The 23,502-nt window shown below is 70.5% G+C and carries 20 protein-coding genes; 16 read left to right on the forward strand and 4 right to left on the reverse strand.

Annotation, left to right across the window (positions count from 1 at the left end):
- Positions 1 to 19: 19 nt before the first annotated feature.
- Both ACQP09_RS23315 and ACQP09_RS23320 read left to right on the forward strand, forming a co-directional pair.
- Complete coding sequence (locus ACQP09_RS23315; RefSeq protein WP_433402625.1) at positions 20 to 1,495, forward strand: GntP family permease; 1,476 nt, start codon at positions 20 to 22, stop codon at positions 1,493 to 1,495.
- A 128-nt stretch (positions 1,496 to 1,623) separates the two neighbouring features.
- A complete protein-coding gene (locus ACQP09_RS23320) occupies positions 1,624 to 2,925 on the forward strand; it encodes an Nramp family divalent metal transporter (RefSeq protein ID WP_433402628.1) in 1,302 nt (433 codons plus the stop codon).
- Between the two features lie 84 nt (positions 2,926 to 3,009).
- Here ACQP09_RS23320 and ACQP09_RS23325 read toward each other — a convergent pair whose 3' ends face one another.
- Positions 3,010 to 4,740, reverse strand: a complete 1,731-nt coding sequence (locus ACQP09_RS23325) for a chitinase (RefSeq protein ID WP_433402631.1) — start codon at positions 4,738 to 4,740, stop codon at positions 3,010 to 3,012.
- A 666-nt stretch (positions 4,741 to 5,406) separates the two neighbouring features.
- Here ACQP09_RS23325 and ACQP09_RS23330 point away from each other — a divergent pair.
- The 14 genes from ACQP09_RS23330 to ACQP09_RS23395 all read left to right on the forward strand — a co-directional run bounded on the left by ACQP09_RS23330 (position 5,407) and on the right by ACQP09_RS23395 (position 17,369).
- On the forward strand, positions 5,407 to 6,273 hold the full coding sequence (locus tag ACQP09_RS23330) for a hypothetical protein (RefSeq protein WP_433402633.1): 867 nt from the start codon (positions 5,407 to 5,409) through the stop codon (positions 6,271 to 6,273).
- A gap of 105 nt (positions 6,274 to 6,378) precedes the next feature.
- Positions 6,379 to 7,095, forward strand: coding sequence for a Flp pilus assembly protein CpaB (cpaB, locus tag ACQP09_RS23335; RefSeq protein ID WP_433402636.1), 717 nt, complete (start codon positions 6,379 to 6,381; stop codon positions 7,093 to 7,095).
- Positions 7,096 to 7,101: 6 nt separating this feature from the next.
- Complete coding sequence (locus ACQP09_RS23340) at positions 7,102 to 8,403, forward strand: AAA family ATPase (RefSeq protein ID WP_432148908.1); 1,302 nt, start codon at positions 7,102 to 7,104, stop codon at positions 8,401 to 8,403.
- 3 nt (positions 8,404 to 8,406) lie between these two features.
- Positions 8,407 to 8,856, forward strand: coding sequence for a TadE/TadG family type IV pilus assembly protein (locus ACQP09_RS23345; protein WP_433402639.1), 450 nt, complete (start codon positions 8,407 to 8,409; stop codon positions 8,854 to 8,856).
- 3 nt (positions 8,857 to 8,859) lie between these two features.
- A complete protein-coding gene (locus ACQP09_RS23350) occupies positions 8,860 to 9,297 on the forward strand; it encodes a TadE/TadG family type IV pilus assembly protein (RefSeq protein ID WP_433402642.1) in 438 nt (145 codons plus the stop codon).
- A 64-nt stretch (positions 9,298 to 9,361) separates the two neighbouring features.
- Positions 9,362 to 10,699: a CpaF family protein gene (locus tag ACQP09_RS23355; RefSeq protein WP_433402644.1), complete on the forward strand. Its 1,338-nt coding sequence runs from the start codon at positions 9,362 to 9,364 to the stop codon at positions 10,697 to 10,699.
- A gap of 9 nt (positions 10,700 to 10,708) precedes the next feature.
- Positions 10,709 to 11,653 (forward strand): type II secretion system F family protein, encoded by a 945-nt coding sequence (locus ACQP09_RS23360; RefSeq protein WP_433402647.1) that lies wholly within the window; start codon positions 10,709 to 10,711, stop codon positions 11,651 to 11,653.
- Positions 11,654 to 11,678: 25 nt separating this feature from the next.
- Positions 11,679 to 12,566, forward strand: a complete 888-nt coding sequence (locus tag ACQP09_RS23365; protein ID WP_433402649.1) for a DUF5936 domain-containing protein — start codon at positions 11,679 to 11,681, stop codon at positions 12,564 to 12,566.
- Positions 12,567 to 12,640: 74 nt separating this feature from the next.
- On the forward strand, positions 12,641 to 14,017 hold the full coding sequence (locus ACQP09_RS23370; protein ID WP_433402652.1) for a sensor histidine kinase: 1,377 nt from the start codon (positions 12,641 to 12,643) through the stop codon (positions 14,015 to 14,017).
- A 97-nt stretch (positions 14,018 to 14,114) separates the two neighbouring features.
- Positions 14,115 to 15,017 carry a response regulator gene (locus tag ACQP09_RS23375; protein WP_433402655.1) on the forward strand — a complete coding sequence of 301 codons (903 nt, stop codon included), beginning with the start codon at positions 14,115 to 14,117 and terminating at the stop codon, positions 15,015 to 15,017.
- Positions 15,018 to 15,233: 216 nt separating this feature from the next.
- Entirely contained in the window at positions 15,234 to 15,464 is a 231-nt protein-coding gene (locus ACQP09_RS23380; RefSeq protein ID WP_433402658.1) for a hypothetical protein, read from the forward strand.
- Complete coding sequence (locus tag ACQP09_RS23385) at positions 15,464 to 16,072, forward strand: pilus assembly protein TadG-related protein (RefSeq protein ID WP_433406732.1); 609 nt, start codon at positions 15,464 to 15,466, stop codon at positions 16,070 to 16,072. The genes ACQP09_RS23380 and ACQP09_RS23385 overlap by 1 nt, the downstream gene beginning before the upstream one ends.
- Positions 16,073 to 16,101: 29 nt before the next feature.
- On the forward strand, positions 16,102 to 16,722 hold the full coding sequence (locus tag ACQP09_RS23390) for a hypothetical protein (RefSeq protein ID WP_433402660.1): 621 nt from the start codon (positions 16,102 to 16,104) through the stop codon (positions 16,720 to 16,722).
- A gap of 8 nt (positions 16,723 to 16,730) precedes the next feature.
- Positions 16,731 to 17,369, forward strand: coding sequence for an OmpA family protein (locus ACQP09_RS23395; protein ID WP_433402663.1), 639 nt, complete (start codon positions 16,731 to 16,733; stop codon positions 17,367 to 17,369).
- A 67-nt stretch (positions 17,370 to 17,436) separates the two neighbouring features.
- Here ACQP09_RS23395 and ACQP09_RS23400 read toward each other — a convergent pair whose 3' ends face one another.
- From ACQP09_RS23400 to ACQP09_RS23410, 3 genes are read right to left on the reverse strand one after another with little or no spacing between them, the layout of a single operon-like run.
- Positions 17,437 to 20,301, reverse strand: coding sequence for an NHLP bacteriocin export ABC transporter permease/ATPase subunit (locus ACQP09_RS23400; RefSeq protein WP_433402666.1), 2,865 nt, complete (start codon positions 20,299 to 20,301; stop codon positions 17,437 to 17,439).
- An 8-nt stretch (positions 20,302 to 20,309) separates the two neighbouring features.
- Positions 20,310 to 22,562 carry an NHLP family bacteriocin export ABC transporter peptidase/permease/ATPase subunit gene (locus ACQP09_RS23405; protein ID WP_433402669.1) on the reverse strand — a complete coding sequence of 751 codons (2,253 nt, stop codon included), beginning with the start codon at positions 22,560 to 22,562 and terminating at the stop codon, positions 20,310 to 20,312.
- The gene (locus tag ACQP09_RS23410; protein WP_433402671.1) at positions 22,559 to 23,368 is read right to left on the reverse strand and encodes an HlyD family efflux transporter periplasmic adaptor subunit; all 810 of its coding nucleotides are present in this window, start codon (positions 23,366 to 23,368) and stop codon (positions 22,559 to 22,561) included. Before ACQP09_RS23410 ends, ACQP09_RS23405 begins: the two co-directional genes overlap by 4 nt.
- Between the last annotated feature and the right edge of the window lie 134 nt (positions 23,369 to 23,502).

Below are 23,502 nucleotides of genomic sequence, written 5' to 3' on the forward strand. Positions count from 1 at the left end.
GCACCACCGGAGTTCCCCCATGCCGCTCGCCGCCACCCCACCGCCGGTCGAGACGCCACCGCACACCGGTGGCCTGCTCCTCCTGATCGACGGCACCGCCGGTCTGCTGACCGTCGCCGCCCTCGGTATCGCGCTCCTCCTCTTCCTGATCATCAAGGTCAGACTCCAGCCGTTCGTCGCCCTGTTGGCCGTCTCCATAGCCGTCGGCCTCGGCGCCGGGCTCTCGGTCACCGAACTCTTCGGCACCGTGCAGAAATCCGCCGCCGTCTCGGTCATCGAATCCGGCATGGGCGGCATCCTCGGCCATGTCGCGATCATCATCGGGCTCGGGACGATGCTCGGCGCGATCCTCGAAGTCTCGGGCGGGGCCGAGGTGTTGAGCGCCCGCCTGCTGAACGCCTTCGGCGAGAAGCGCGCCCCGCTCGCCATGGGGATGACGGGCCTCGTCTTCGGCATCCCGGTCTTCTTCGACGTCGGCATCTTCGTCCTCGCGCCGATCGTGTACGCCGCCGCCAAGCGCTCCGGAAAATCGATTCTGCTCTATGCGATGCCGCTGCTGGCGGGGCTGTCGATGACCCATGCGTTCCTGCCGCCGCACCCGGGTCCGGTGGCCGCCGCCGGACTCTTCAACGTGTCGCTCGGCTGGGTCATCCTGATGGGCGCGGTCGTCGGCATCCCGTCCGTCCTGGCCGCCTGGGCGTACGCCTCCTGGATCGGGAAGCGGATCTTCGTCGACGTACCGCAGGACATGGTGGACGCGGCCGCCGAGGCCAAGGAGGCCGTCGCCGCCGAGCAGCGGGCGGCGGGCGTCACCCCGCACGAGAAGCCGGTCCCGCTCCTCACGGTCCTCGCGATCATCGGCACGCCGCTGATCCTGATCCTCGCCGCGACGTTCTCCTCCATCGCGCTGAACCCTTCGACTCTCCGCTCGGTCGTGGAGTTCTTCGGCAACCCGTTCGTGGCCCTGACGATCGCGCTGTTCCTCGCGTACTACCTGCTCGGCATCCGCCGCGGCTGGTCCCGCAAGTCCCTGGAGTCGGTCTCCACGTCCTCGCTCAAGCCGGTCGGCAACATCCTGCTGGTGGTCGGCGCGGGCGGCATCTTCGGCGCGGTCCTCAAGGGCAGCGGCATCGCGGACGCGCTCGCCGACACGTTCAACGACGTGGGCCTGCCGGTCATCCTGCTCGCCTGGCTGATCTCGGTGGTCCTCCGCGTCGCCCAGGGCTCGGCCACCGTCGCGATTGTCACCACGGCCGGAATCGTGGTCCCGCTGGTCGAGGGCCAGGACCTGTCCCAGGCGCACCTGGCGCTGATCATCATGGCGATCTCGGCGGGTTCGATCTTCGCCTCGCACGTGAACGACGGCGGCTTCTGGATGGTGTCGAAGTACTTCGGCATCTCGGAACGCGACACGCTGAAGTCCTGGACGGTCCTGGAGACGGTGCTGTCGGTGGCGGGCTTCGCGGTCGCGGCGCTGCTCAGCCTGGTGATCTAGGGGCCGTCCGGCGGATCTTGACCAGGGGCTGCCCAGTGCTGCCTGCGGCTGCCCGCGGCGCCGGCCTCACCGCACAATCCCCGCACGCCCCCTTGTGCCGTCCCGCCGATTGCGCTTCCTTGATCGGCATGTCCGAGACAAGCGCAACCACAGAGACAGGGGAGCCGGCCTCCCGACCGCGTAAGTCCAGCTGGAAGTACATCGGGCCCGGGATCGTGGTCGCGGCGACCGGGGTCGGGGCCGGGGATCTGGTCGCGACGCTCATCGCGGGCAGCAAGTTCGGGTACACGCTGATGTGGGCGGCGGTGATCGGCTGTGTCGTCAAGATCTCGCTCGCCGAGGCCGCCGGCCGCTGGCATCTGGCGACCGGGCGCACGCTCTTCGACGGCTGGCGCAGCATCGGCGCGTGGACGACCGTCTACTTCGCGATCTACGTCGTCGTCTGGGGCTTCATCTACGGCGCCACGGCCATGTCCTCCAGCGCCCTGCCCATCGTCGCGCTCTTCCCGGACGGGCCGGGGCTGAAGTTCTGGGCGATCGTGACCGGGCTGATCGGTCTGGCCTTCGTCTGGTTCAACCGGTACGCCGTCTTCGAGAAGGTCATGACGGTCCTGATCGGGATCATGTTCGTGGTGGTCGTCTATGTGGCCGCCCGGGTCGTGCCGGATGTGGGGGCCTCGTTCGCCGGGCTCGTCCCCGTACTGCCGGACGGTTCGCTGCTCTACACTCTCGGGCTGATCGGCGGCGTCGGCGGCACGATCACGATGGCCGCCTACGGTTACTGGGTCAACGCCAAGGGGTGGAGCAACTCCTCCTGGATGAAGGTGATGCGGCTCGACAACCGGGTCGCCTACATCACCACCGGCATCTTCGTCGTCGCCATGCTCATCGTCGGTGCCGAGCTGCTGCACGCCTCGCAGATCGCCCTGACCTCCGGCGACCGCGGCCTGATCGACCTGGGCAAGGTGCTGGAGGACCGGTTCGGCGCGGGCACCGCGAAGCTCTTCCTGGTCGGCTTCTTCGCCACCTCGTTCTCGTCGCTGATCGGGGTCTGGCACGGGGTGAGCCTGATGTTCGCCGACTTCGTGGAGAGGTTCCGGGCCCCCGCGGATCCGGACGAGGAGCACGCCGGTCCCGCAGCCGTCGCCCGGCAGCAGCGGTCGCTGCCCTTCCGCGCGTACCTGCTCTGGCTGACCTTCCCGCCGATGACCCTGCTCTGGCTGGACGAGCCCTTCGGCCTGGTCATCGCGTACGGCGTGCTCGGCGCGTTCTTCATGCCCTTCCTCGCCCTGACCCTGCTCTGGCTGCTCAACTCCTCCCGTACGCCCAGGGAATGGCGCAACGGCTGGGTCAGCAACGGCATGCTGGCTCTCGCCGGGCTGCTGTTCGTCGTGCTGTGTGTGCAGCAGGTGCGCGAACTGCCCTGGTGAGGAGGGGGCTTACGAAACGCCGCAGCGCCGCCGGGGGAGCGGCGGCGCTGCAGGTTTCGGGGTGGGTGGTGGTGCCGGTTGCGGTTAGGGCAGGCTGCGGACGTGCGGGCCGACCGCCTTCGACCAGGCGAACCCGGCCGTCGCGTCCCAGTTGGTCGACCAGGTCATCGCGCCACGGAGCGACGGGTAGGTCTTCGAGGGCTTGAACGAACCGCAGTTGGTGCCCTTGGTCAGGCAGTCCAGCGCGGCGTTCACGATCGACGGGGAGACGTAGCCGCTGCCCGCGCCGCGGGTGGAGGCCGGGACGCCGATGCCGACCTGGCTCGGGTCGAGGCCGCCCTCCAGCTGGATGCAGGCGAGCGCGGTGAGGAAGTCCACCGAGCCCTGCGAGTAGACCTTGCCGTCGCAGCCGAGCATCGAACCGCTGTTGTAGTACTGCATGTTGACGACGGTCAGGATGTCCTTGACGTTGAGCGCCGTCTTGAAGTACTCACCCGACGTCGACTGCATGTCGATGGTCTGCGGTGCCATGGTCAGCACGAGCCCGGAGCCCGCCTTTGCCGACAGCTGGCGCAGCGCCTTCGTCATGTAGGTGGCGTTGAGGCCGTTCTCCAGGTCGATGTCGACCCCGTTGAAGCCGTAGTCCTGCATCAGCGCGTACACCGAGTTGGCGAACGCGGTGGCGGAGGCGTCGTTGTCGACCCGGACCGTGCCGAGCTCGCCGCCGATCGAGATGATGACGTTCTTGCCCTGAGCCTGCTTGGTCTTGATGTCCGCCCGGAACTGCGCGTCGGTGTAGCCGTTCAGGCCGGCCGTGTCCAGCTTGAAGGTGACCGCACCCGGCGTCGGCGTGGCGTCCGCGAAGGAGACCGCGATGATGTCGTAGTCGGCCGGGACGTCGGTGAGCTTCTGGACGGCGGCGCCGTTGTTGAAGTTCTGCCAGTAGCCGGTCACCGCGTGCTTGGGCACGGCGGGGCCGGGGCCGGGGCCCGTGCCGGGCTTGGCCGTACGGGCGGTGATGGCCGCCGACTTGGCCGACTCGCCGGCCGCGTTGGTGGCGCTCACGGAGAACTGGTACGCGGTGTCCGCGGTCAGCCCCGTGACGGTCGCCGAGGTCCCGGTGGCCGTGGTGGCCTGGGTGCCGTTGCGGTAGACCTTGTAGCCCGTGGCGCCGGAGACCGCGTTCCAGGACAGGGCGACGGAGGAGGTCGTCGTGGCGCCCGCGGCGAGACCGGCGGGGGTGCCCGGGAGGACGGGGGGTTGCTCGCCGCCCCCGCCGCCGTCCGGGCCGGTCACCTCGACGTCGTCGGCGAAGTAGGCGGACTGCCCGTACCAGCCGTGGGTGTAGACGGTCACCGAGGTGGTGTTGGCGCCGGTCCTGAAGCTCGTGGACAGCTTGGTCCAGGTGGAGGAGCCCGGCGTCCAGGTGGAGACGTCGGTCGTTCCGCTGCCGGTCACGCCGAGGTAGGCGTAACCGCCCTGCACCCAGGAGCTCAGCGCGTACGTCGAGTTGGGCTTCACGGCCACGGTCTGCGTGCACTTGGCGTGGTCCTGGCCGGCCGGGGTGGCCTTCAGCGCGGACGTGCCGCTGCGCACGGGCGTGGTGACGGTGGCGCCGCTGCCGGCGGAACAGGACCAGTTGGCGAGCCCCGACTCGAAGCCCGCGTTCTTGGCGTTGTTGACGTCGGCGGCCTGAGCGGTGGAGACGAGTCCGGTGACGGTCAGGGCGCCGGCCGCGATGACGGCCATGGCGCCGCCGAGGAAGGGCCGGGAGGTGTGCCTTCTGCGTCTTCTGCTGCCTGCGGAGCGTTGCACGTGGGCCTCCGGTGGGGAGTTGGTGGTGCGTGGCGGGGGTGGTGCGGCGGTGCGGGCACGGCGGACGGGCGGGCGCGCGGCGATGGGGGTGCGGAAGGGCCGCGCGGGTGGAGCGGAAGCGGTCGTCACCGCTGGCGGATAAACTGGTCCAGACCAATCAAGTTGTCAAGACCTCTGGCAGTGAAAGGGGCTTCGCGGGGTGTCGGCGCGCACCGGCTCCGCCCGCCCGCCTGGTGCCCGGCGGAGAGGGCAGGGCCGGAATTTCTTTGCCGGACGGTGACCCGGCGTCCGCGCTCCGCTACCCGCAAGAGTGATCTTGCCGAAGGTCTTCGTACCGTGACGAGAACCGCCCGCCGCATTGGTCCGGTACGCACCTCTCTCGGCCCTGACGTGCGGTAACGGAAGCATGACCGGATTCCGGATGACGGGTTCGGTAACGCTCCGCAATGACGGCCGAGTTGACCGAAATCGATTTCATCCCGTTTAGCACCCGATCCCCGTACGAACGGTGTTCGCATGATGACGCACTGGTCTCCGATAACTGTTCTCTGCCTGATGAGACGTGGCTAAAGTGCTGGGGCAGGAGCACGGAGCAGGAGCGATTGCGGCCGACGTCTCGACGGCGGCCGGAGCCGAACGGGGAAGAGCGTGCCGACCGCGATAGCAGTGACGAGTGCAGATCTGGTGCTGCCGCCCACCGATCAGCAGACCCCGACCGCGGCCCTGCTCCAGGCCCCCGAAGCCCAGGCCCTGGAGCTGGCGATCGGCGACATGCATCTCCTGCTCGAACAGCACGGATATGTGATCGCCCTCTATCCGTCCGGCACCCGGCCCGAGCACGTCGGACGGCTTCACTCCATCCGCTCGGTCCTGGAGAGCGACCGGATCGCGCTGGTCGAGGCCGACCTTCCGCCGCTCGGTTTCGCCGTACTGGTGCGCCAGCTGAGGCAGTTGTCCATCTGCGACTTCAGCCCCGGCGTCATCGCCTCCGCCGCCCGCCTGCTGTCCCACTACATCTACGCCGGCGCCCTGCTCAACTCCGTCGCCAGGCTCGACCGGGTCCCGGTCAGCCTCAAGAGCCACGCCAGGTCCTGGGTCCCCGGCTCCCAGTTCGCCGTGCTCGCCGGTCCCGAACCGCAGCTCATCAAGGTCGGCCCGGCCGCCGAACCACTGGCCGGACCGGAATTCCGTACGCATCTCCTCGTCGCCAAGGGGCAGTTACCGTCGGACTGGGTGCAGGAGACCCTCGCACCCGCCTGGCAGGTCCAGGCCGTCCACGAGACGCCGGTACCCGCCGACTCGCCGCGCTGGTGGGGCACGGGAAAGCTGGTGGAGTTCGCCGCCCATCTCCCCGACATCTCCGTGCTGTACCAACTGGTCGCCTCCGTCCGCCGGGAGAGATGCCACTGGTGCGCGATGGAACTCATCGGTGACCGCTGCGCCTTCTGTTCCGCACCGCTCGCCCCACCCGAGAACCGCACACCGTCCACCGGTGTCCTCCAGCTGGAAGCCGGCAAGCCCTCCGGCCCCTAGGCCCGCCCGGCCCAGGCACCGGGCCCCCGGGTCCGTACCGCCTCACCGGGCCTCCCTCTCCGTCCGCTGCCCCACGCATCCGATTCGAACGAGGTTGTCCGGCCCATGAACTCCCGCCAGCGCCGCGGCGTGATACTCCTGCTCCTGTCGGTCCTGTGTGCCTTCGGTGCCTTCGCCGGCGTCCTCTCGGTGATCAGCGATGTGAACTCCAAGGTCGGTCCCGAAGTGACCGCCTACCAGCTGAAATCCGATGTGGCCCCCTACACGGCCCTGAACAGCGGTCAGTTCGAGAAGATCACGATGCCCAAGCGCTGGCTCTCGGAGAACGCCGTCACCGACCTGCGGGAGGTCGAGGGCAAGATCGCCGTGACCGAGCTGCGCGGCGGCTCGCTCCTCCAGTCGGACATGATGGTCCGCAAACCCGAACTCCGCGCCGGCGAGCAGGAGATCGCCATCATGATCGACGCCGCCACCGGCGTCGCGGGCAAGATCACACCCGGCGCCACCGTCAACATCTACGCCACCTTCGCCGGCGAACAGCAGCGCGAGGACGGCGCCCCCGCCCAGTCCAAGGTCATCGTCTCCAACGCCAAGGTGCTGGAGGTCGGCAAGCTCACCCCGCTCAACCCGAGCGGCGACGACCGGCGCACCCAGGTGACCGAGGCCGTGCCGATCACCTTCGCCCTCAACACGCTGGACACCCAGCGCATCGCCTACGCCGAGTCCTTCGCGGAGCACGTACGTCTCGCCCTCGTCGCCCCCGGCAGCGACGGCACCATCCGTCCGGGCGACCGCACCTACACGCTCGACAAGGACAAGTGAGGTCGGATGACCACCAGAATCCTCCCGGCCGTCGGCGACCCGGACGCCGCCCGTTCCCTCACCACCCTGCTCAGCCAGCTGCCCGACGCCGAACCCGCGGCCCCGGTCACCGACTCCACCCAGCTGATCGACACGTTGGCGCGCCTGGCCGGCGAGGCCCTGGACGAGCTGCCCGAAGTGGTGCTGGTGCACGAGCGGATCGGCCCGGTCCCGGCGCTGGAGCTGATCCGGGAGGTGTCCCTGCGGTTCCCGTCCGTCGGGGTCGTCATGATCACCACGGACGCCGGCCCGCACCTCTTCGCCGACGCGATGGACTCCGGCGCCCGCGGCCTGGTCACCCTGCCGGTGGGGTACGAGGAGCTCGCCAACCGGGTCCAGGCGGCGGCCCAGTGGTCGACCGGCGTACGCCGCCACCTCTCCTCCGCCGGCGACGTCTTCACCGGCCCCGGCGGCACCGTCGTCACGGTCACCGGCGCCAAGGGCGGCGTCGGCGCCACCGTCACAGCCATCCAACTCGCCCTGGCCGCACAGGCGTCGGGCCACACCGTGGCGCTGGTCGACATGGACCTCCAGACCGGCGACATCGCCTCCTTCCTCGACGTACAGTTCCGCCGCTCGCTCGTCGACCTCGCGCTGATCACCGACATCTCGCCGCGCGTCCTCGCCGACGCCGTCTTCTCCCACTCCACCGGCCTCGCCCTCCTGCTGGCCCCCGGCGACGGCGAACGCGGCGAGGAGGTCAGCGACCGCTCGGCCCGCCAGATCGTCAGCGCGCTGCGCTCCCGGTACGAGATCGTCGTCATCGACTGCGGCGGCCAGATGAACGGCGCCAACGCGGCGGCCATCGAGATGGCGGACACGGCCCTGCTGGTGACGACCCCGGACGTGGTCGCGGTGCGCGGTGCGAAACGCATCGTACGGATGTGGGACCGGCTCCAGATCCGCAAGGCCGAGGAGACCGTCACCCTGGTCAACCGCTTCACCCGCAACACCGAGATCCAGCCGCCGCTGATCCAGAAGATCACCGGCACCCGGGTCGCCAACGCGGCGGTCCCCGCCAACTTCAAGGAGCTCCAGGCCGCCGTCGACTCCGGCCGCCTGCACGAACTGGACGCCAAGAGCACGGTCAAGCAGGCCTTGTGGGGCCTGGCCGGAGAGCTGGGCATCGTCAAGCCGGGCGCGACCGCCAAGAAGTCCGGCGGCGTTCTCGCCAAGAGGAACAGCGGCACCTTCAAGAACGACCGGGGCTCCATCGGACGCCCGCGCCGCCGGCGCGGCGGGCCCGCAGACGCTGAGGGGACACGTTGAGCGATGACGACGACGACCGGAAGGACGGCTCGCGGCTCCACGAGGAGGCTGCCTCGCAGTCTCCGTGGGCCCCGGCGAGCCTGGCGGCTCCGACGGGATGACCGCGGTCAGACCGCGATCGAGTTCCTCGGCATGACCCCCTTCATCATCCTGATCATGCTCGTGCTCTGGGAGTGCGCACTGATCGGCTACACCTTCAGCCTCGCGGGCAACGCGGCGGACGTGGGCGCGCGGAAGGGGAGCGGAGCGGAGTACGGGGCGGACGCGGCGTGCCGGGCCGGAGCCGAGGAGGACCTGCCCGACGCCTGGGCGGGTGCGGCCCGGGTGAGCTGCGGCCGGGGCTCGGACCTGTACGAGGCGAAGGTGACGCTCAAGGTCCCGGTCCTGGTGCCGGGCCTCTTCGACCTGGACATCGACATCGACGGCGAAGCCGGATCGGCGCTGGAGGACTGAGCGATGACGACCATGCCGTACAGCGCACGCATCAGGGCCGGACGGGCCGGAGGGTCCGGGCGGGCCGCGAAGGGCCGGGAGCGGGGCCGGGGCCAGGGCCGGGACCGGGGCCAGGTCGCCCTGGAGTACCTCGGCTTCCTGCCCCTCCTGCTCCTCGTCGCCATGGGAGCCGTCCAGCTCGGCATCGCCGCGTACGCCGCCAACCAGGCGGGCACCGCAGCCCGCGCCGGAGCCCGTACGGCGGCCAGCTACGACGCCCACGGGGACCCGGCGTCCGTGGCCCGCAGCTCGGTGAGCGGCTGGCTGAGCGGCGACGGGTTCGGGTACAGCCAGAGCGGCGGCGAGGACATCACCGCCACGGTCCAGGTCAAGGTCCCGTCCGTCGTCCCCGGCCTGGACGGCTGGGTGGCGACCCGGAGCGCCACGATGCCGCGCGAGTAGCGCCCCGCACGGCCCGTGCCGACCCGGCCCCGCACCACCCGTCACACCGAGGAGAGTTACGCCGATGAGCCTGCGGGCACGCATGACCGCCCCGGACGACCAGGGCAGCGGCCGGGAGGACGGCCACCTGGTGGCCACCTACCGGGCCAAGCTGCTGGAGGAGATCGACCTCGCGGAGATGTCCTCGCTGGCCGCCGCCGACCGGCGGGCCCGGCTGGAGCGCGTACTCGGCCACATCATCAGCCGCGAGGGCCCGGTCCTCTCCACCGTCGAGCGCTCACAGCTGATCCGGCGCGTCGTGGACGAGGCGCTCGGCCTCGGCATCCTGGAACCGCTCCTGGAGGACGCGTCGATCACCGAGATCATGGTGAACGGCCCGGACCAGATCTTCGTCGAGCGCAGCGGCAAGGTCGAGCAACTGCCGCTGCGCTTCGGCTCGCACGAGCAGCTGATGCAGACCATCGAGCGCATCGTGTCGACCGTCAACCGCCGGGTCGACGAGTCGAATCCGATGGTCGACGCCCGGCTGCCGAGCGGCGAACGCGTCAACGTGATCATCCCGCCGCTCTCGCTGACCGGCGCCACGCTCACCATCCGCCGCTTCCCGCGCTCCTTCACCCTCCAGGAGATGATCGGCTTCGGCTCGCTGGACGAGCAGATGCTGGTCCTGCTGGCCGGGCTCGTCCAGGCCAAGTTCAACATCATCGTCTCGGGCGCCACCGGCACCGGCAAGACGACACTCCTCAACGCGCTCTCCGGCCTCATCCCGAACACCGAGCGCATCGTGACCATCGAGGACTCCGCCGAACTCCAGCTCCAGCAGAGCCATGTGATCCGGCTGGAGTCCCGTCCGGCCAACGTCGAGGGCAAGGGCCAGATCACCATCCGCGACCTGGTCCGCAACTCCCTGCGTATGCGGCCCGACCGCATCGTCGTCGGTGAGGTCCGTGGCGGCGAGTCGCTCGACATGCTCCAGGCGATGTCCACCGGCCACGACGGCTCGCTCGCCACCGTCCACGCCAACAGCGCCGAGGACGCGCTGATGCGGCTCCAGACCCTGGCGTCGATGTCCGAGGTGGAGATCCCGTTCGAGGCGCTGCACGACCAGATCAACAGCGCCGTCGACGTGATCGTCCAGCTCACCCGGCACGCCGACGGCACCAGGAAGATCACCGAGATCGCGGTGCTGGACTCGCACGGCCGCGACCCGTACCGGATCGTCACGGTGGCCCGCTTCAACGGGCAGCCGATGGCGGCGGACGGCCGGATCCACGGCCGCTTCCAGTACCTGCCGCTGCCCCGCAGGGTCGCCGACCGCCTCTACATGGCGAGCCAGCCCATCCCGCAGGCGTTCGGCATCGCGCAGAGCGCCGAACAGCTCGCCACCCGAGAGGCCAACTAGGTACGCGCCATGGACAACGTCAACCTCCCTCTGCTCACCGTCGGCGTCACGCTGATCGCCTGTGTGCTCGGCGTCATGGGCCTGTACGCCTACTCCGGCGGCAAGGCCGACCGCGACGCGCTCGTCGAGCGGCTCTCCTACGTCGGCCAGGTCCCCGAGACCGGCCGCCGGCGCCGCTTCAAGGGCCTGGACCGGCGGCTGCGGGCCACCGCGCTCGGCCGGAGGCTGCAGCTGAAACTCGCGGCGACCGGCATGGAGCTCACGCCCGGCGAGTTCTTCGTCTACGCGCTCCTTGCGATGGCCGGGCTGTGGATGATCGCCTCCTCCATGCTCGCGTCCTTCTTCGGCCCGGTCGCCGCGCTGATCGGGCTCTGGGGCACCAACGCGTTCCTCAACTGGCAGCGGACCAAGCGCACCGAGAAGTTCATCAACCAACTCCCGGAACTCTCCCGCATCCTGGCCAACGCCACCCAGGCGGGCCTGGCGCTGCGCACCGCGCTCTCCATGGCCGCCGAGGAGATGGAGGACCCGGCGGGCGAGGAACTGGCGCGCGTGGCAAGGAGGCTGGCGGTAGGAGAATCGCTGGACGAGGCGTTGAGCGAACTGACCGACCGCCTCCCGTCCCGCGAACTCGTGGTCTTGGTAACAACGTTGGTTCTCTCCAACCGGGCCGGCGGAACGGTCGTCAGCTCGCTGCGCAACCTCACCGAGACGCTGGAGGAGCGCAAGGAGACCCGCCGCGAGGTCAAGACCCAGCTCTCGCAGGTCACCGTCACCGCCTACGCCGTACCGGTCTTCGGGATCGGCGCGATGCTCCTGATGAACGCGGTCATGCCGGGAGCGCTGGACCGGATGACCGGCGCCCTCATCGGCCAGGCCGCGGTGGTCGTGGCCCTCGCCCTGTACGCGGTCGGGTTCGTGGTCATCCGCCGCCTCTCCCGTATCGACGTCTGAGACCAGGAAGAGAAGAGGTACGGACATGGACCTGCTGCTCGCCCTGGTCGTCGGCCTCGCCGTCTACGGGGCCATCCACGGCATCCGGATGTACCGGGCCGACGCCAAACTCCCCGGCGACCTCGCCGTCGCGCTGGAATCCGGCTCCTCGCGCACCGGCGCGGTCGGCTCCGGCATCGACCGCCTCGGCATCCGCTGGGCCCCGATGGTGCTGCGGATGATGGGCCCGAAGGCGGTCAACAAGAAGCGCCGCCAGATCGACCTGGCCGGCAACCCGGGCGGCCTCACCATCGACCGTTACGCGGCCCGCCGCGCCGTCTACGGCGCGCTGGGCCTCCTGGGCGCCTTCTCCATGCTGCTCCAGGGCCAGCTCTTCCTGGCGCTCCTCATGATCGCGTTCGGCCTGTTCTGGGTGGAGGCGGGCATCTGGTCGGCGATCCGGGTCCGCCGCGAGCACATCGAACGCACCCTGCCGGACTTCCTCGACGTCCTCGCCGTCGTCGTCTCCGCCGGCCTCGGCTTCCGGCAGGCGCTGGACCGGGTGGCGGAGAAGTACGAGGGCCCGTGGTCTGACGAACTCCGCATCACCCTGCGCCAGATGGACATGGGCGTCAGCCGCCGCCAGGCCTTCGAGGAGCTGCGCAGACGCAACGACTCGGAGCAGGTCGCGATGTTCGTCACCACGCTCCAGCAGGGCGAGGAGCTGGGCGCCCCGATCGTCGAGACGCTCATCCAGATCGCCAACGACATGCGCCGCACCGACGCCCAGAACGCCCGCCGCAAGGCCGCCAAGGCGGTCCCGAAGGCGACGTTCGCGGTGACCACGTTCCTGCTGCCCGGCACCCTCGTCCTCCTCACGGTCGGATTCGTGTACGGAGCCGACGTCGACTTCTCGTTTCTCTCGGGCGGCTGACATGAACGGCGTACGGGATGGGGACGACGGGGACAGCGGAGCCTTACGGGGAACGAGGCGGAGGTGACAGGAGCATGGCATACCAACTGACCGGATCCCGGCCCGGCCTGACCACCGACCTGACCCGGGCCCACACCGACACCCCGGCGGCCCCGGCCTTCGCCATCCAGGTCAACGCACTCCAGGCGATGTGCCGCCAGGTGTTCGGCTTCCGCCTGGCGATGATCGCGATCGCAACCCCGTACGCCATCGCCCACACCGCCCCCGGTCTGCCCACCTGGTTCATCGGCGCGGCGATCCTGGTCACCTTCATGGGCTCGTACGTCCTCTTCCGCGACTGGGAACGCTTCGGCCCCGTCCTCCTGCGCCACCCCTGGCTGCTCGCCGTCGACGTGTTCTTCGGCGCGCTCCTGCTGATCACCGCGACCCCCGAGTCGACCCTCGCGTACGTCACCGTCTGCACCCCGCTCCTGGCGGGCCTGGTCCAGGGCTGGCGCGGGGCCGCGGTCTTCGCGGCGCTCCAGGTGGTGATCGTCTTCGGCGTGTACGCGAGCGTCCCGAAGCTGGAGGCGGGCGGAGCGACGGCGTTGCTGCTGCCCGGCTTCTGCGTGATCGCCGGAGCGGTCGGCGTCACTCTGCGCAACCTGCTCCTCCGCTTCGGGGCGGCCACGCAGGCGCTCACCGAGACCCGGGCGCGGCTGGCGGTGAACGAGGCGGTGGAGGGCGAACGCACGCGCCTGGCACGGGAGATGCACGACTCAGTGGCCAAGACGCTGCACGGCCTGGCGCTGGCCGCCGACGGCCTGGCGTGCTCGGCCGACCGGATGGACCCGCCGACGGTACGGCACCAGGCGGAGCTGGTCGCCCGGGCCGCGCGCCGGGCCGCCGCCGAGTCACGGGAGCTGCTGACGGACCTGCGGCGCGAACAGGGCCTGGAGGGCGGCGTGGACCTGGTGACGGAACTGGCCGCCCAGGCCGCCGACTTCACCGCGCGCCACCCGGTCACGGCCACGTTCCGCCGCCTCGCCGAGAACACCCCGGTCCCGCCCGTCCCGCACGCGGTGGCCCGCCAGCTCCTCACGGTCGCCTCCGAGGCCCTGGAGAACGCGCACCGGCACGCGGGCCCTACGTACCTGGTCGTCCTGGCCGGGGTGAAGGGCGATGTGCTGAGGATGAGCGTGTACGACGACGGCCGCGGCCTGCCCGCCGGAACCACCCTGGAGGGCCTGCGGCTGGCGGGCCACTTCGGCCTGGTCGGCATGGTGGAGCGGGCGGCGTCGATCGGGGCCCGGATCCGGATCGGCCGGGGCAGGGCGGAGCGGGGGACGGAGGTGCGGGTGGAGCTCCCGCTGGCGGCGCTGGTGCCTTCACCACCACCACCGTTCGCACCGGCGGCCCCGGTACCGGCCGGACCCGCTTCTGTCCCCGCCGCCCACATGTCACCCCCATGACCGCTGTGGCCCCTCGGCCCCCTCAGACCGCTCTGACCGCTCAGCCCCCTCAGATCCCCGACCCTTGATTTCCCGACCCAGAGAGGAGGCCGCACACATGCCGGACGACGTCTTCGAACCAGGCCCCCCGCACCCCGCGACCGTTCCCCCCGCCCTGCCCCCCGCTCCCGCCACGGCCCGGCTCCGGGTGGTGGTGGCCGACGACAACCCGGTGGTCCGCGCGGGCCTGGGCGTCCTGCTCTCGGGCCGCGCCGACATCCAGGTCGTCGCGGAGGCGGCGGACGGCCGGGAGGCGTACGAGAAGACGCTCCACCACCGCCCGGACGTGGTCCTGCTGGACGTCCGCATGCCCGGCGTGGACGGCATCTCCGCGCTGCCGCACCTGGTGGGCATCGCCCCCGTCCTCATGCTGACGTACAGCCGCGAGAGCGAGATCGTGCACGAGGCGCTGCGTCTCGGCGCCGGCGGCTATCTGGTGCACGGCGAGTTCACGGCGGACCAGCTGGTGCAGGCGGTACGGGACACGAGGAACGGCCGCGCCCACTTCACCGCCACGGCCGCCGACGCGCTCCTGGCCCACATGCGCCACGGCACGGGCCCGGAGCGGGCGCCACTGCCGGACGGGCTGGGTGCGGCGCTGACAACGGCAGCTGGGCGCACGCCCGTTCAGGCACCCGCCCAAGCGCCCTCGCGACAGCGCGAACATTCCGAAAGCCTTTCGCAACTGCAACCTGTTGTGGGACAGTCTTCTGTAACCGGGGGGTCGGTGCCATCCCCCAACAGGCAGCAGTACGGGCTGAGTTCGCGAGAGGTGGAGGTCATGGAGCTGATTGCGTCCGGAATGAGTAATCAGCAGATCGCCGCCACCTGCTTCATCAGCGAGAAGACCGTCAAGAACCACATCAACCGCATCTTCACCAAGCTCCACAGCACCAGCCGCAGCGAGGCCATAGCCCGCTGGCTCGGCACGGCGCCCCAGGCCCCCGGACGGCACCCATGACCGCCCGGAAGACCAACCGGACGTTACCCACGGGGGCCCAGGAGACCTTTTGGGCCCGGGAATGGGCCCACGGACCCTCTGACCGCACAGCGGTTCCCCCCTATGTTTCTCCCGTCGCCCCCGGCACCGGCCAGGAGGAAGCCGGTACCGGGGAGAGCACCGCGGAAACGCCCGAGCCGGCCGGCAGACGGCCGGCCGAACCAGGAGGGGAACACCATGTCGGACATCACCCTGAAGACCGCCGTCCGCGTCAACGGCTGGGCCAACACGGCTGTCACCGCCGTCCGGAAGCGGTATGCGGCGAAGGACCGGGGGCAGACGGCGTTCGAGTACCTGGGGATCATTCTGGTGGTCGTGGCGATCATCGGCGCGATCGTGGCTACGGGGATCGGCGGCGCGATCTCCACCCGCATCAGCGGACTGGTGGATTCCATCACCGCCCAGTGATGACCGGTCGTTCTCGCAACGACGGAGGGCAGGCTTTCCCCATCTACGTCATGATGGTGGCGGGCCTGCTCTTCCTCGCGTTGGCCTTCTTCGCTGTCGGCAAGGCTTCCGCCTTGCGCAACGGATCCCAGGGTGCGGCTGACGCCGCCGCACTGGCTGCCGCTCAAAGCGCACGCGACGACTTCGGGACGGGGTTCTACGCCTCGCTCCCCGGAAACACGCTGGACCTCTTTCTCGGCGCGCCTTTCGTTCCGCCCTGCTCGGAGGCCGAACGGCTGGCCGACGCCAATGACGCCGACACGACCCTCTGTGTCCCGGTCTACGGCGACCTGCGTGACCGGATCACGGTCGAGGTCAAGGGCCGCAAGCCGGTGGACTCCTCGGTGCTCCCTGGTTCGGGCAACACGTTCGCCACGGCCAAGGCCACTGCGCTCATCGAGTTCCGCTGTCCCAATCCGAAGGCTGTGGACGTCAACAGTGACGGAGTCCAGGACCTCTTCGTCTTCACATGCCGGAACGGCAGGATCCTCGAGATCGCGCCAGGCAGCCCTCCACCATGGGAGAGCGTGAGCAGGACCCTCTTTGATGTGCGGTTGGTCGACCAGTGACAGCGAACGATGAGTAGAGGAATCCGATCATGAGCATTCGGCACACCACGACAGGCCGAAAGGCGCTGGCGGCTGCCGCTCTCACGGCCGTCTTCGGCCTGGCCCTCACCGGCTGCGGTGGCGACGGCGGTAGCGATGAGGCTCAGCAGGGTGGTGAGAACTCCGCGCAGCCTTCGGCGCCCGCTCCTGCTCCCACGGAAGACAAGGGCGAACAGCAGCCGGACACCGCTGCCGGCGAGAACGTGGACCCGAATGTCAAGCTGGCGGAGATCCGCGGTGATGGGCTGATCATGACCATCCATCAGGCCAAGCGGGACTCCGGCGGTTTCGTCACCGTGCAGGCGTCGATCAGGAATGACGGCACGCAGTCGAAGAACACGACTGCGTGGGCAGGCACCGAGACGGCACTGCTGGCGAAGAACCCGAACTCGGTCGCCGGAGCGACCCTTGTCGACAAGGTGGGCAAGAAGCGCTACTACATCCTGCGTGACACCGAGAACCGGTGCCTGTGCACGACCGGTATTCCGCCTCTTCTGGCCGGGAAGACCACGTCCGTGTTCATGCAGTTCCCGTCACCGCCGAACACGACGACGGAGGTCGACTTCACTCTCCCGACCTTCGGGACCACGTCCGTCAAGATCTCCGGGTGACGGCCGCCATGACGCACACACGCACCCGCATGAGGTCGGCGGGACTGTCGGCCGCCTCATTTCTGGTCGTCGCGAGCTTCACGCTGTTCGGGTCGACGCCGGCCCTGGCCGACGACCCCAGCGTCCCACCGGGCACCGAGGCCCAGTCGGTCCCCCCGGTCGAGGTCGACCCGAACGACCCGGACCTCAAGATGCCCGACGGCGGCACGCTGGGACCCGCCAAGGTCCTCGACATCGTCCAGGTGGTAGAAGACCTCGGCGGCGAAGAACGCCGCGAGGACAGCAACGCCGACATCAAGTTCGCGCTCCAGGCCGAAGTCCTCTTCGGCAAGGACAGCGCGAAGCTGAGCTCGGCGGCCAACGCCCGCATCGCCGCCATCGCCGACGAGATCAAGAAGCAGAACGCCACCAAGGTCCGCGTCTTCGGCTTCACCGACAACCTCGGCTCCTCCGCCCACGGCGACGTGCTCTCCAAGAAGCGCGCCGACGCCGTGCACGGAGTCCTCTCCAAGGCGCTCGGCCCCACGATCACGTACGAGATCCGGGGCTACGGCGAGCAGTACCCGATCGCCAGCAACAGCAACGAAGAGGGCCGGAAGAAGAACCGCCGCGTGGAGGTCTCCTTCCCGCGCGGCGAAGGCTCCTGACCTCCTCCTCGTACGCACGGCAAAGGGCCGGCACCGCGGCGCGATCGCGGTGCCGGCCCTCCCGCGATCACGCCAGCTGCCTCCGCACCAGCTCACGCAGATGGCCCCCCGCCCTCCCCAGCAACTCCGCAGGCGGCCCCTGTTCCACGATCCGCCCCTCCGCCATCACCACCACCCGGTCCGCGTCCATCACCGTCGAGAGCCGGTGCGCGATCACCAGGCGGGTGGCGTCCAGGCGCTGGGTGCTCTCGATCACCGTGCGCTGGGTCTCGTTGTCCAGCGCGCTCGTCGCCTCGTCGAAGAAGAGGATGCGGGGCCGCCGGATCAGCGCCGCCGCGATCATCAGCCGCTGCCGCTGGCCGCCCGAGATCGCACCGCCTCCGGCGATCATCGTCTGCAGGCCCATCGGCATCCGCCGGATGTCCTCCGCCAGCCCGGCCATCTCGGCCGCCTCCCACGCCTCCTCCTGCGTGAAGGACTCCGTACCGCAGATGCAGTCCAGGATCGACCCGGTCAGCGGTTGGGCGTTCTGCAGCACCACTCCGCACTGACGCCGTACGGCCGACCGGTCGAGGGCGGCCAGGTCCTGGCCGTCGTACAGCACACTGCCGGACTCCGGCCGGTCGAAGCCGATCAGCAGCCGCAGCAGCGTCGACTTCCCGCAGCCGCTCGGGCCCACCACCGCCACGAACTCGCCGGGCCGGATCTCCAGCGACACGTCGTCGAGGACCAGCGGCGCGTCCTCGGCGTACCGGAAGGAGAGCTTCCGCGCTTCGATCCCGCCCGACAGCACGCCGGGCCGGGCGCTCGCGCTCTTCACCTCGGGCATCTCCTCCAGCACCGGCCTGACCTGCTCGAACATCGGCAGCGCGGCCGCCGCCGACACCAGGGCGCCCGTGAGCTGGGTGACCGACGTCAGCAGCATCGTCACCGACGTACTGAAGGTCAGGAACGCCCCGGCCGACATCGTCCCGCGCGCCGGACCGGCGAGCAGCATGAACATGATGAGCGAACAGAGCGGCAGATACACCGAGTCCAGGACCGTGGTGATGTTCCTGATCCGCCCGGCCCGCTGGTGCATCTCCCGCGAGCGCGCGAACTCCCGCGCCCAGGCGGCGTACGCGAAGCTCTCCGCCGCTGCCACGCGCAGCTTCGGCAGCCCGCGCAGGGTCTGGTACGCCTGGTTGGCGAGCCGGTTGTTGAGCTTCACCAGCCTTCGCTGCCAGCGCAGTTGCCACAGTCCCAACGCCAGGAACACGGCCGCGATGACGACCAGCATGCCGATCGCCGCCAACGCCAGCGGCACACTGTGGAACAGCAGCAGCCCGAGGTTCACCGCGCCGACCGTCCCCGCCTGCACGGCCACCGGACCAACTCCCGCCAGCACCCGCCGGATCGCGCTGATCCCCATGGCGGCGCTGGCCAGTTCACCCGTCGACCGCTCGGTGAAGAACGTCGTCGGCAGCCTCAACAGCCGGTCCCAGACGGCCGGTTGCAGGGTGCTCTCGATCCGGCCCTCCATCCGCAGCAGCGTCAGGCTCTGCAGCAGCATGAACGTGGCGGCGACGACGCTCGTGATCATCAGGACCAGGCACACCTGCGCGATCAGATCCGTCTGTGCCCGGGGCACGAACGTACCGAGAACCTGCCCGGTCGCGATCGGCACCAGCGCACCGAGCCCGACCGTCACCAGCCCGCTGATCAGGAGGTTACGCAGGTCGGCCCGGGTGCCCCGCAGGCTGAAGAGCAGCAGCCGGGCCGTACGCAGCGGCTTCTCCGGCAGCGGCCGGTAGAACATCACCGCCCGCTCCGCGAAGTCCTCGGCGTTCTCCTCGCCGACCCGGATCCGGCTGCCGGTGGCCGGGTTGACCGCCTCGTACCGGCCCCTCCGCCACAGCAGCGCCACCGGCGCACCGGACTTGGCGCGCTGCCCGACCAGCGGTCCGGCGTCGTTGCGCCACCAGGCCCCGTCGAGCCGTACGGCACGGGTGCGCACCCGGGAGCCGAGCGCGATGCGTTCCACCGCACCGGTGCGGTCGCTGTTCCCGGCCGCACCCTTCGGCGGCTCGGTCAGGGTGATCCCGGCCGCCTCCGCGACCCGCCGGCACACGGCGTACGTGGCGTCCACGCCGGCGCCCGTCCCGCCACCGGCCACCGCGCCGCCGCCCGGCCGCCCGATCGAGGCCAGCAGCGCCTGGTCGGCGCTCTCCCGGACCGCCTCGCCCGCGCGCAACCCGGCGGCCGTACGGTCCTCGTGCGCCCGCTCCACCTGCTCGATCCAGCGGTCGACGGCGGTGAGCAGCCGGTACTGCTGGTCCACCATCCGCTGCCACAGCTCCGCGTCCATCAGCAGGTCAGCGGCGGCCTCCGCGCCGTAGGACGCGCCGTACCGCACGCTCCCCGGCGGAACCGGCAGCCACAGCACATCGTCGTCGGACACGGCCGCGGCGGAAGCAGCGGCCGGACGGCCGTCCAGCGGCGCAGCGGAGAGGACACCGGTACCGCGCCCGGCGCCGAGCGAGACCGCGTGTTCGAGCGGCGTCGGGCCGGTGGCGGCGTACGGGTCACCGTACGCACCGCCGTACCCATCCCCGTACGGCTCCGGCCGCCACAGCTCCCGCAGCGGGATCCGGCGCATCCGGCAGTACTGGGAGGGCCGGCCGAGCAGCGTGTGCTGCGGCCCCTCCACCGGCCCGAGCAGCAGTCCGCCCGCGTCGAGCCGGCCCAGGAAGTGCCAGTGGCCCTCCTGGAGCGCGTCGACCGCGAACAGGTCGAGCGCGCCCGCCACCACCAGCCAGAGCACCTGCGGCCCCTCCAGCGGAAGGCTGCGCAGGCCCGCGCCCTCGACCGGCGAGCCGAGGCCGCCCAGCGCATGGACCACAGGGTCGGAGGCAGGCGCCACAGAGGTGCCCGGAGGCGAAACGTACGTCATAGCGGCGCTCAGTGCTCCCTGACCAGTTCGGCGTACGGTCCGCCGGCCGCGACCAGCGCCTCGTGCCGGCCTCGTTCGACGACCGTCCCGTGGTCCAGGACCAGGATCTCGTCGCTGTCCCGCACGGTGCTCAGCCGGTGCGCGATCACCACGCACGCGCAGCCCCGGCGCCGCAGATTGGCGATGACGGCCTGTTCGGTCCGCGCGTCCAGGGCGCTGGTCACCTCGTCGAGTACGAGGACACTCGGCCGCCGCACCAGCGCGCGGGCGATCTCCAGCCGCTGGCGCTGGCCGCCGGAGAAGTTGCGGCCGTCCTGCTCGACCCGGCCGTGGATGCCCTCCGGGCGCCGGGCGATGACATCCTCGTACAGTTCCGCGTCCCGGAGCGCCGTGACCACGGCCTCGTCGGTGATCGACGGGTCCCACAGCGCCACGTTGTCCCGCACCGTGCCCTCGAAGAGGAAGATGTCCTGGTCGACGAAGGAGACCGAGGCCGCCAGCGAGCCGCGCGGGATGTCGTCCAGCCGCTGTCCGTCGATGCGGATCGTGCCTTCCCACGGGGTGTAGAGGCCCGAGATCAGCCGGGAGACGGTCGACTTGCCGCTGCCGGAGCCGCCGACGAGGGCGATCTGCCGGCCCGGCCCGACGGACAGCGAGAAGCCGGTGAGCAGCGGCTGGTCGAGCGGGCTGTAGCCGAAGGTGATGTCCTCCAGCGTGACGTGCCCGGTCAGCCGCCGAGTGCCGGCCTCCGGCACATCGCGTGCGTACAGCGGGTCGACCGGAAAGTTCTCGACGTCCCGGAGGCGCGCCACGTCCGCCGCGAAGTCCTGGATGCGGCCCGCCACGCCGTTCAGCCGGGTGATCGGCGCGGTGAACCGCGTCACCAGGGCCTGGAAGGCGACCAGCAGGCCGACCGACAGATAGCCGTCGACCGCTCGCAGCCCTCCGATCCAGAGGATCAGCGCACTGTTGAGCGTGGCGAGCGTCGGCGCGACGACGGACAGCACCGCGCTCGGCACGCCGAGCCGCTGCTGTTCCTCCAGGGTGGTGGCGTGCTGTCCGGCCCACCGCCGGAAGTAGCCGTCCTCGCCGCCGGTGGCCTTCATCGTCTCGATGAGCTGGAGGCCGGTGTACGAGGTGTTGGTCAGCCGGGCGGTGTCGGCGCGCAGCTTCTGGGTGTGGGCGGCGCGCAGCCGGATCACGACGCGCATGGCGACGATGTTGAGGAGGGCGATCAGCACGCCGACGACGGTGAGTTGGGGATCGTACGTCCACATCAGCAGCGCGTAGAGGATCACGACGACGCCGTCCACGCCGGCCGCCGCGAGGTCCCTGGCCAGCGTCTCGCCCACGGAGTCGTTGGACTGGAGCCGCTGGACGAGGTCGGCGGGGCTGCGCTGGGCGAAGAAGGTGACCGGCAGCCGCAGCAGATGGCGCAGAAAGCGGGCGCTGCCGAGGGTGGAGGAGATGATCCGGCCGCGCAGCAGATTGGCCTGCTGGAGGCCGGTGAGGACGGCGGTCAGGACGACCATGGCCGCCATCGAGGCGAACAGCGGCCCCAGCGGCGAGGTCTGATTGCCTATCAGGAAAATATCGATGTACGTACGGCTCAGTGCGGGCACCGCCGCGCCGACGGCGACCAGCAGCAGGCTGGCGAGGAGAGCGGCCAGCAGGGTGGGCCGGGTGGAGCGCAGCCGGTCGGGGATGGCCCGCAGGACGCCGGGTTTACGGCCGCCGCGGCGGAAGTCGCCGGACGGTTCCAGGACGAGGACGACGCCGGTGAAGCTGGTGTCGAAGTCCTCGTCCGGTACGAAGCGGCGGCCCTTGTCGGGGTCGTTGACGTACACGCCGCGCCGGCCGAGGCGCCGGCCGGGCCCCTCGTACACGACGTAGTGGTTGAACTCCCAGAACAGGACGGCGGGCGCCCGGACCTCGGTGAGTGCGGTGGCCTCCATCTGCATGCCGGTGGCGCGGAGACCGTAACTGCGGGCGGCCTTCAGTACGTTGCTGGCGCGGGAACCGTCGCGCGACACCCCGCAGGCGATGCGCAGCTCCTCCAGCGGCACATGGCGGCCGTGGTGCGCGAGCACCATGGCGAGGGCCGCGGCGCCGCACTCGACGGCCTCCATCTGGAGGACGGTGGGGGTACGGACGCGCCTCGGCCGCTTCGCCGGTGCGGCTTTGCGGGGGTTGCGGGCTCTGGGCGCCTTGTGGGGCTTGTGGCTGCTCTTGCGGGTGGCGTGGCCGGGAGGAGCGGTCATGGAAGCAGCCATTCGATCGGATGCTGCTCGGCGAGTTCGATGGAGCCGCCGGCCAGGGTCATGGAGTCCAGCCGGAAGGGCGGGCCCTGCGAGGACGACCAGGCGAAGCCGGACTCGCCGCCGTCCGCGTCGGTGGTGAGACGGACGAGCACGGCGACCGGCGGGCCCTGCCGGGAGAACTGCTCGCCCAGCTGGCTGCTGCCCAGGAAGCCGGAGATCCGCTGGCGGGTCTGCGCGGTCCGGGTGACGGACTCGACCGTGCCGCGGAGCACGCCGTACCGCTGGGTGGGCACGGACTGGACGGTGAGATCGACGGAGGCCCCGACGGGGACGGTCGCGCCGGCCCCGGCGGGGACGTACAGCATGGCCATGAGCGGGTCGTCGGCCTTGGCGACGCGTTCGACGGCCGCCACGTCCGCGCCCGGGGTGATCACGGAGCCGATGGTGGCGGCGAGCGCGGTGAGCCGGCCGGCGGCGAGGGTACGGACGACGGTGCTGCCGTCGGCCGTACGGACCTTCACGAGCGGCGCGTCGGCGGCGACCCGCTCGCCCTCTTCGGCGAGTACGTCGGTGACCTGACCGGCGACCGGGCTCTGCAGGACGTAGCTGCCCTGCGCGTGGGTGAGGACGCCGGACGCGCTCAGCGTGGAGGACACGGTGCCGGTCACCGCCCAGAAGGCCGCGCCGAGCATGACCGCGAGCGTGACGACGAGGACGAGCCCGCCGCGCGGACGGGCGTAGCGCACGGGGAGATCGATGTCTTCGGGGGACCGCAGCTTCGAAAGGGCCTGTTGACGAAAGTGCACGCCACGCTTCCTCGGAAAGGGGAGTACCCCGTGTGCCCCGGATCCGGTGGGATCCGGGGCACACGGTCGGGCGCACCGGTATGGGGAGAACCGGCGGCCCGGCATCACTGCCGTGAGGTGTGCCGCTCAACGGC

This window comes from Streptomyces sp. CA-146814 (assembly GCF_050942385.1).
Lineage (GTDB): Bacteria > Actinomycetota > Actinomycetes > Streptomycetales > Streptomycetaceae > Streptomyces.

Coding starts and splice junctions, on each gene's coding strand:
- ACQP09_RS23315 (WP_433402625.1), top strand. CDS start 20: ATGCCGCTCGCCGCCACCCCACCGCCGGTCGAGACGCCACCGCACACC.
- ACQP09_RS23320 (WP_433402628.1), top strand. CDS start 1,624: ATGTCCGAGACAAGCGCAACCACAGAGACAGGGGAGCCGGCCTCCCGA.
- cpaB (WP_433402636.1), top strand. CDS start 6,379: ATGAACTCCCGCCAGCGCCGCGGCGTGATACTCCTGCTCCTGTCGGTC.
- ACQP09_RS23340 (WP_432148908.1), top strand. CDS start 7,102: ATGACCACCAGAATCCTCCCGGCCGTCGGCGACCCGGACGCCGCCCGT.
- ACQP09_RS23345 (WP_433402639.1), top strand. CDS start 8,407: ATGACGACGACGACCGGAAGGACGGCTCGCGGCTCCACGAGGAGGCTG.
- ACQP09_RS23350 (WP_433402642.1), top strand. CDS start 8,860: ATGACGACCATGCCGTACAGCGCACGCATCAGGGCCGGACGGGCCGGA.
- ACQP09_RS23355 (WP_433402644.1), top strand. CDS start 9,362: ATGAGCCTGCGGGCACGCATGACCGCCCCGGACGACCAGGGCAGCGGC.
- ACQP09_RS23360 (WP_433402647.1), top strand. CDS start 10,709: ATGGACAACGTCAACCTCCCTCTGCTCACCGTCGGCGTCACGCTGATC.
- ACQP09_RS23365 (WP_433402649.1), top strand. CDS start 11,679: ATGGACCTGCTGCTCGCCCTGGTCGTCGGCCTCGCCGTCTACGGGGCC.
- ACQP09_RS23370 (WP_433402652.1), top strand. CDS start 12,641: ATGGCATACCAACTGACCGGATCCCGGCCCGGCCTGACCACCGACCTG.
- ACQP09_RS23375 (WP_433402655.1), top strand. CDS start 14,115: ATGCCGGACGACGTCTTCGAACCAGGCCCCCCGCACCCCGCGACCGTT.
- ACQP09_RS23380 (WP_433402658.1), top strand. CDS start 15,234: ATGTCGGACATCACCCTGAAGACCGCCGTCCGCGTCAACGGCTGGGCC.
- ACQP09_RS23385 (WP_433406732.1), top strand. CDS start 15,464: ATGACCGGTCGTTCTCGCAACGACGGAGGGCAGGCTTTCCCCATCTAC.
- ACQP09_RS23390 (WP_433402660.1), top strand. CDS start 16,102: ATGAGCATTCGGCACACCACGACAGGCCGAAAGGCGCTGGCGGCTGCC.
- ACQP09_RS23395 (WP_433402663.1), top strand. CDS start 16,731: ATGACGCACACACGCACCCGCATGAGGTCGGCGGGACTGTCGGCCGCC.
- ACQP09_RS23400 (WP_433402666.1), bottom strand. CDS start 20,301: ATGACGTACGTTTCGCCTCCGGGCACCTCTGTGGCGCCTGCCTCCGAC.
- ACQP09_RS23405 (WP_433402669.1), bottom strand. CDS start 22,562: ATGACCGCTCCTCCCGGCCACGCCACCCGCAAGAGCAGCCACAAGCCC.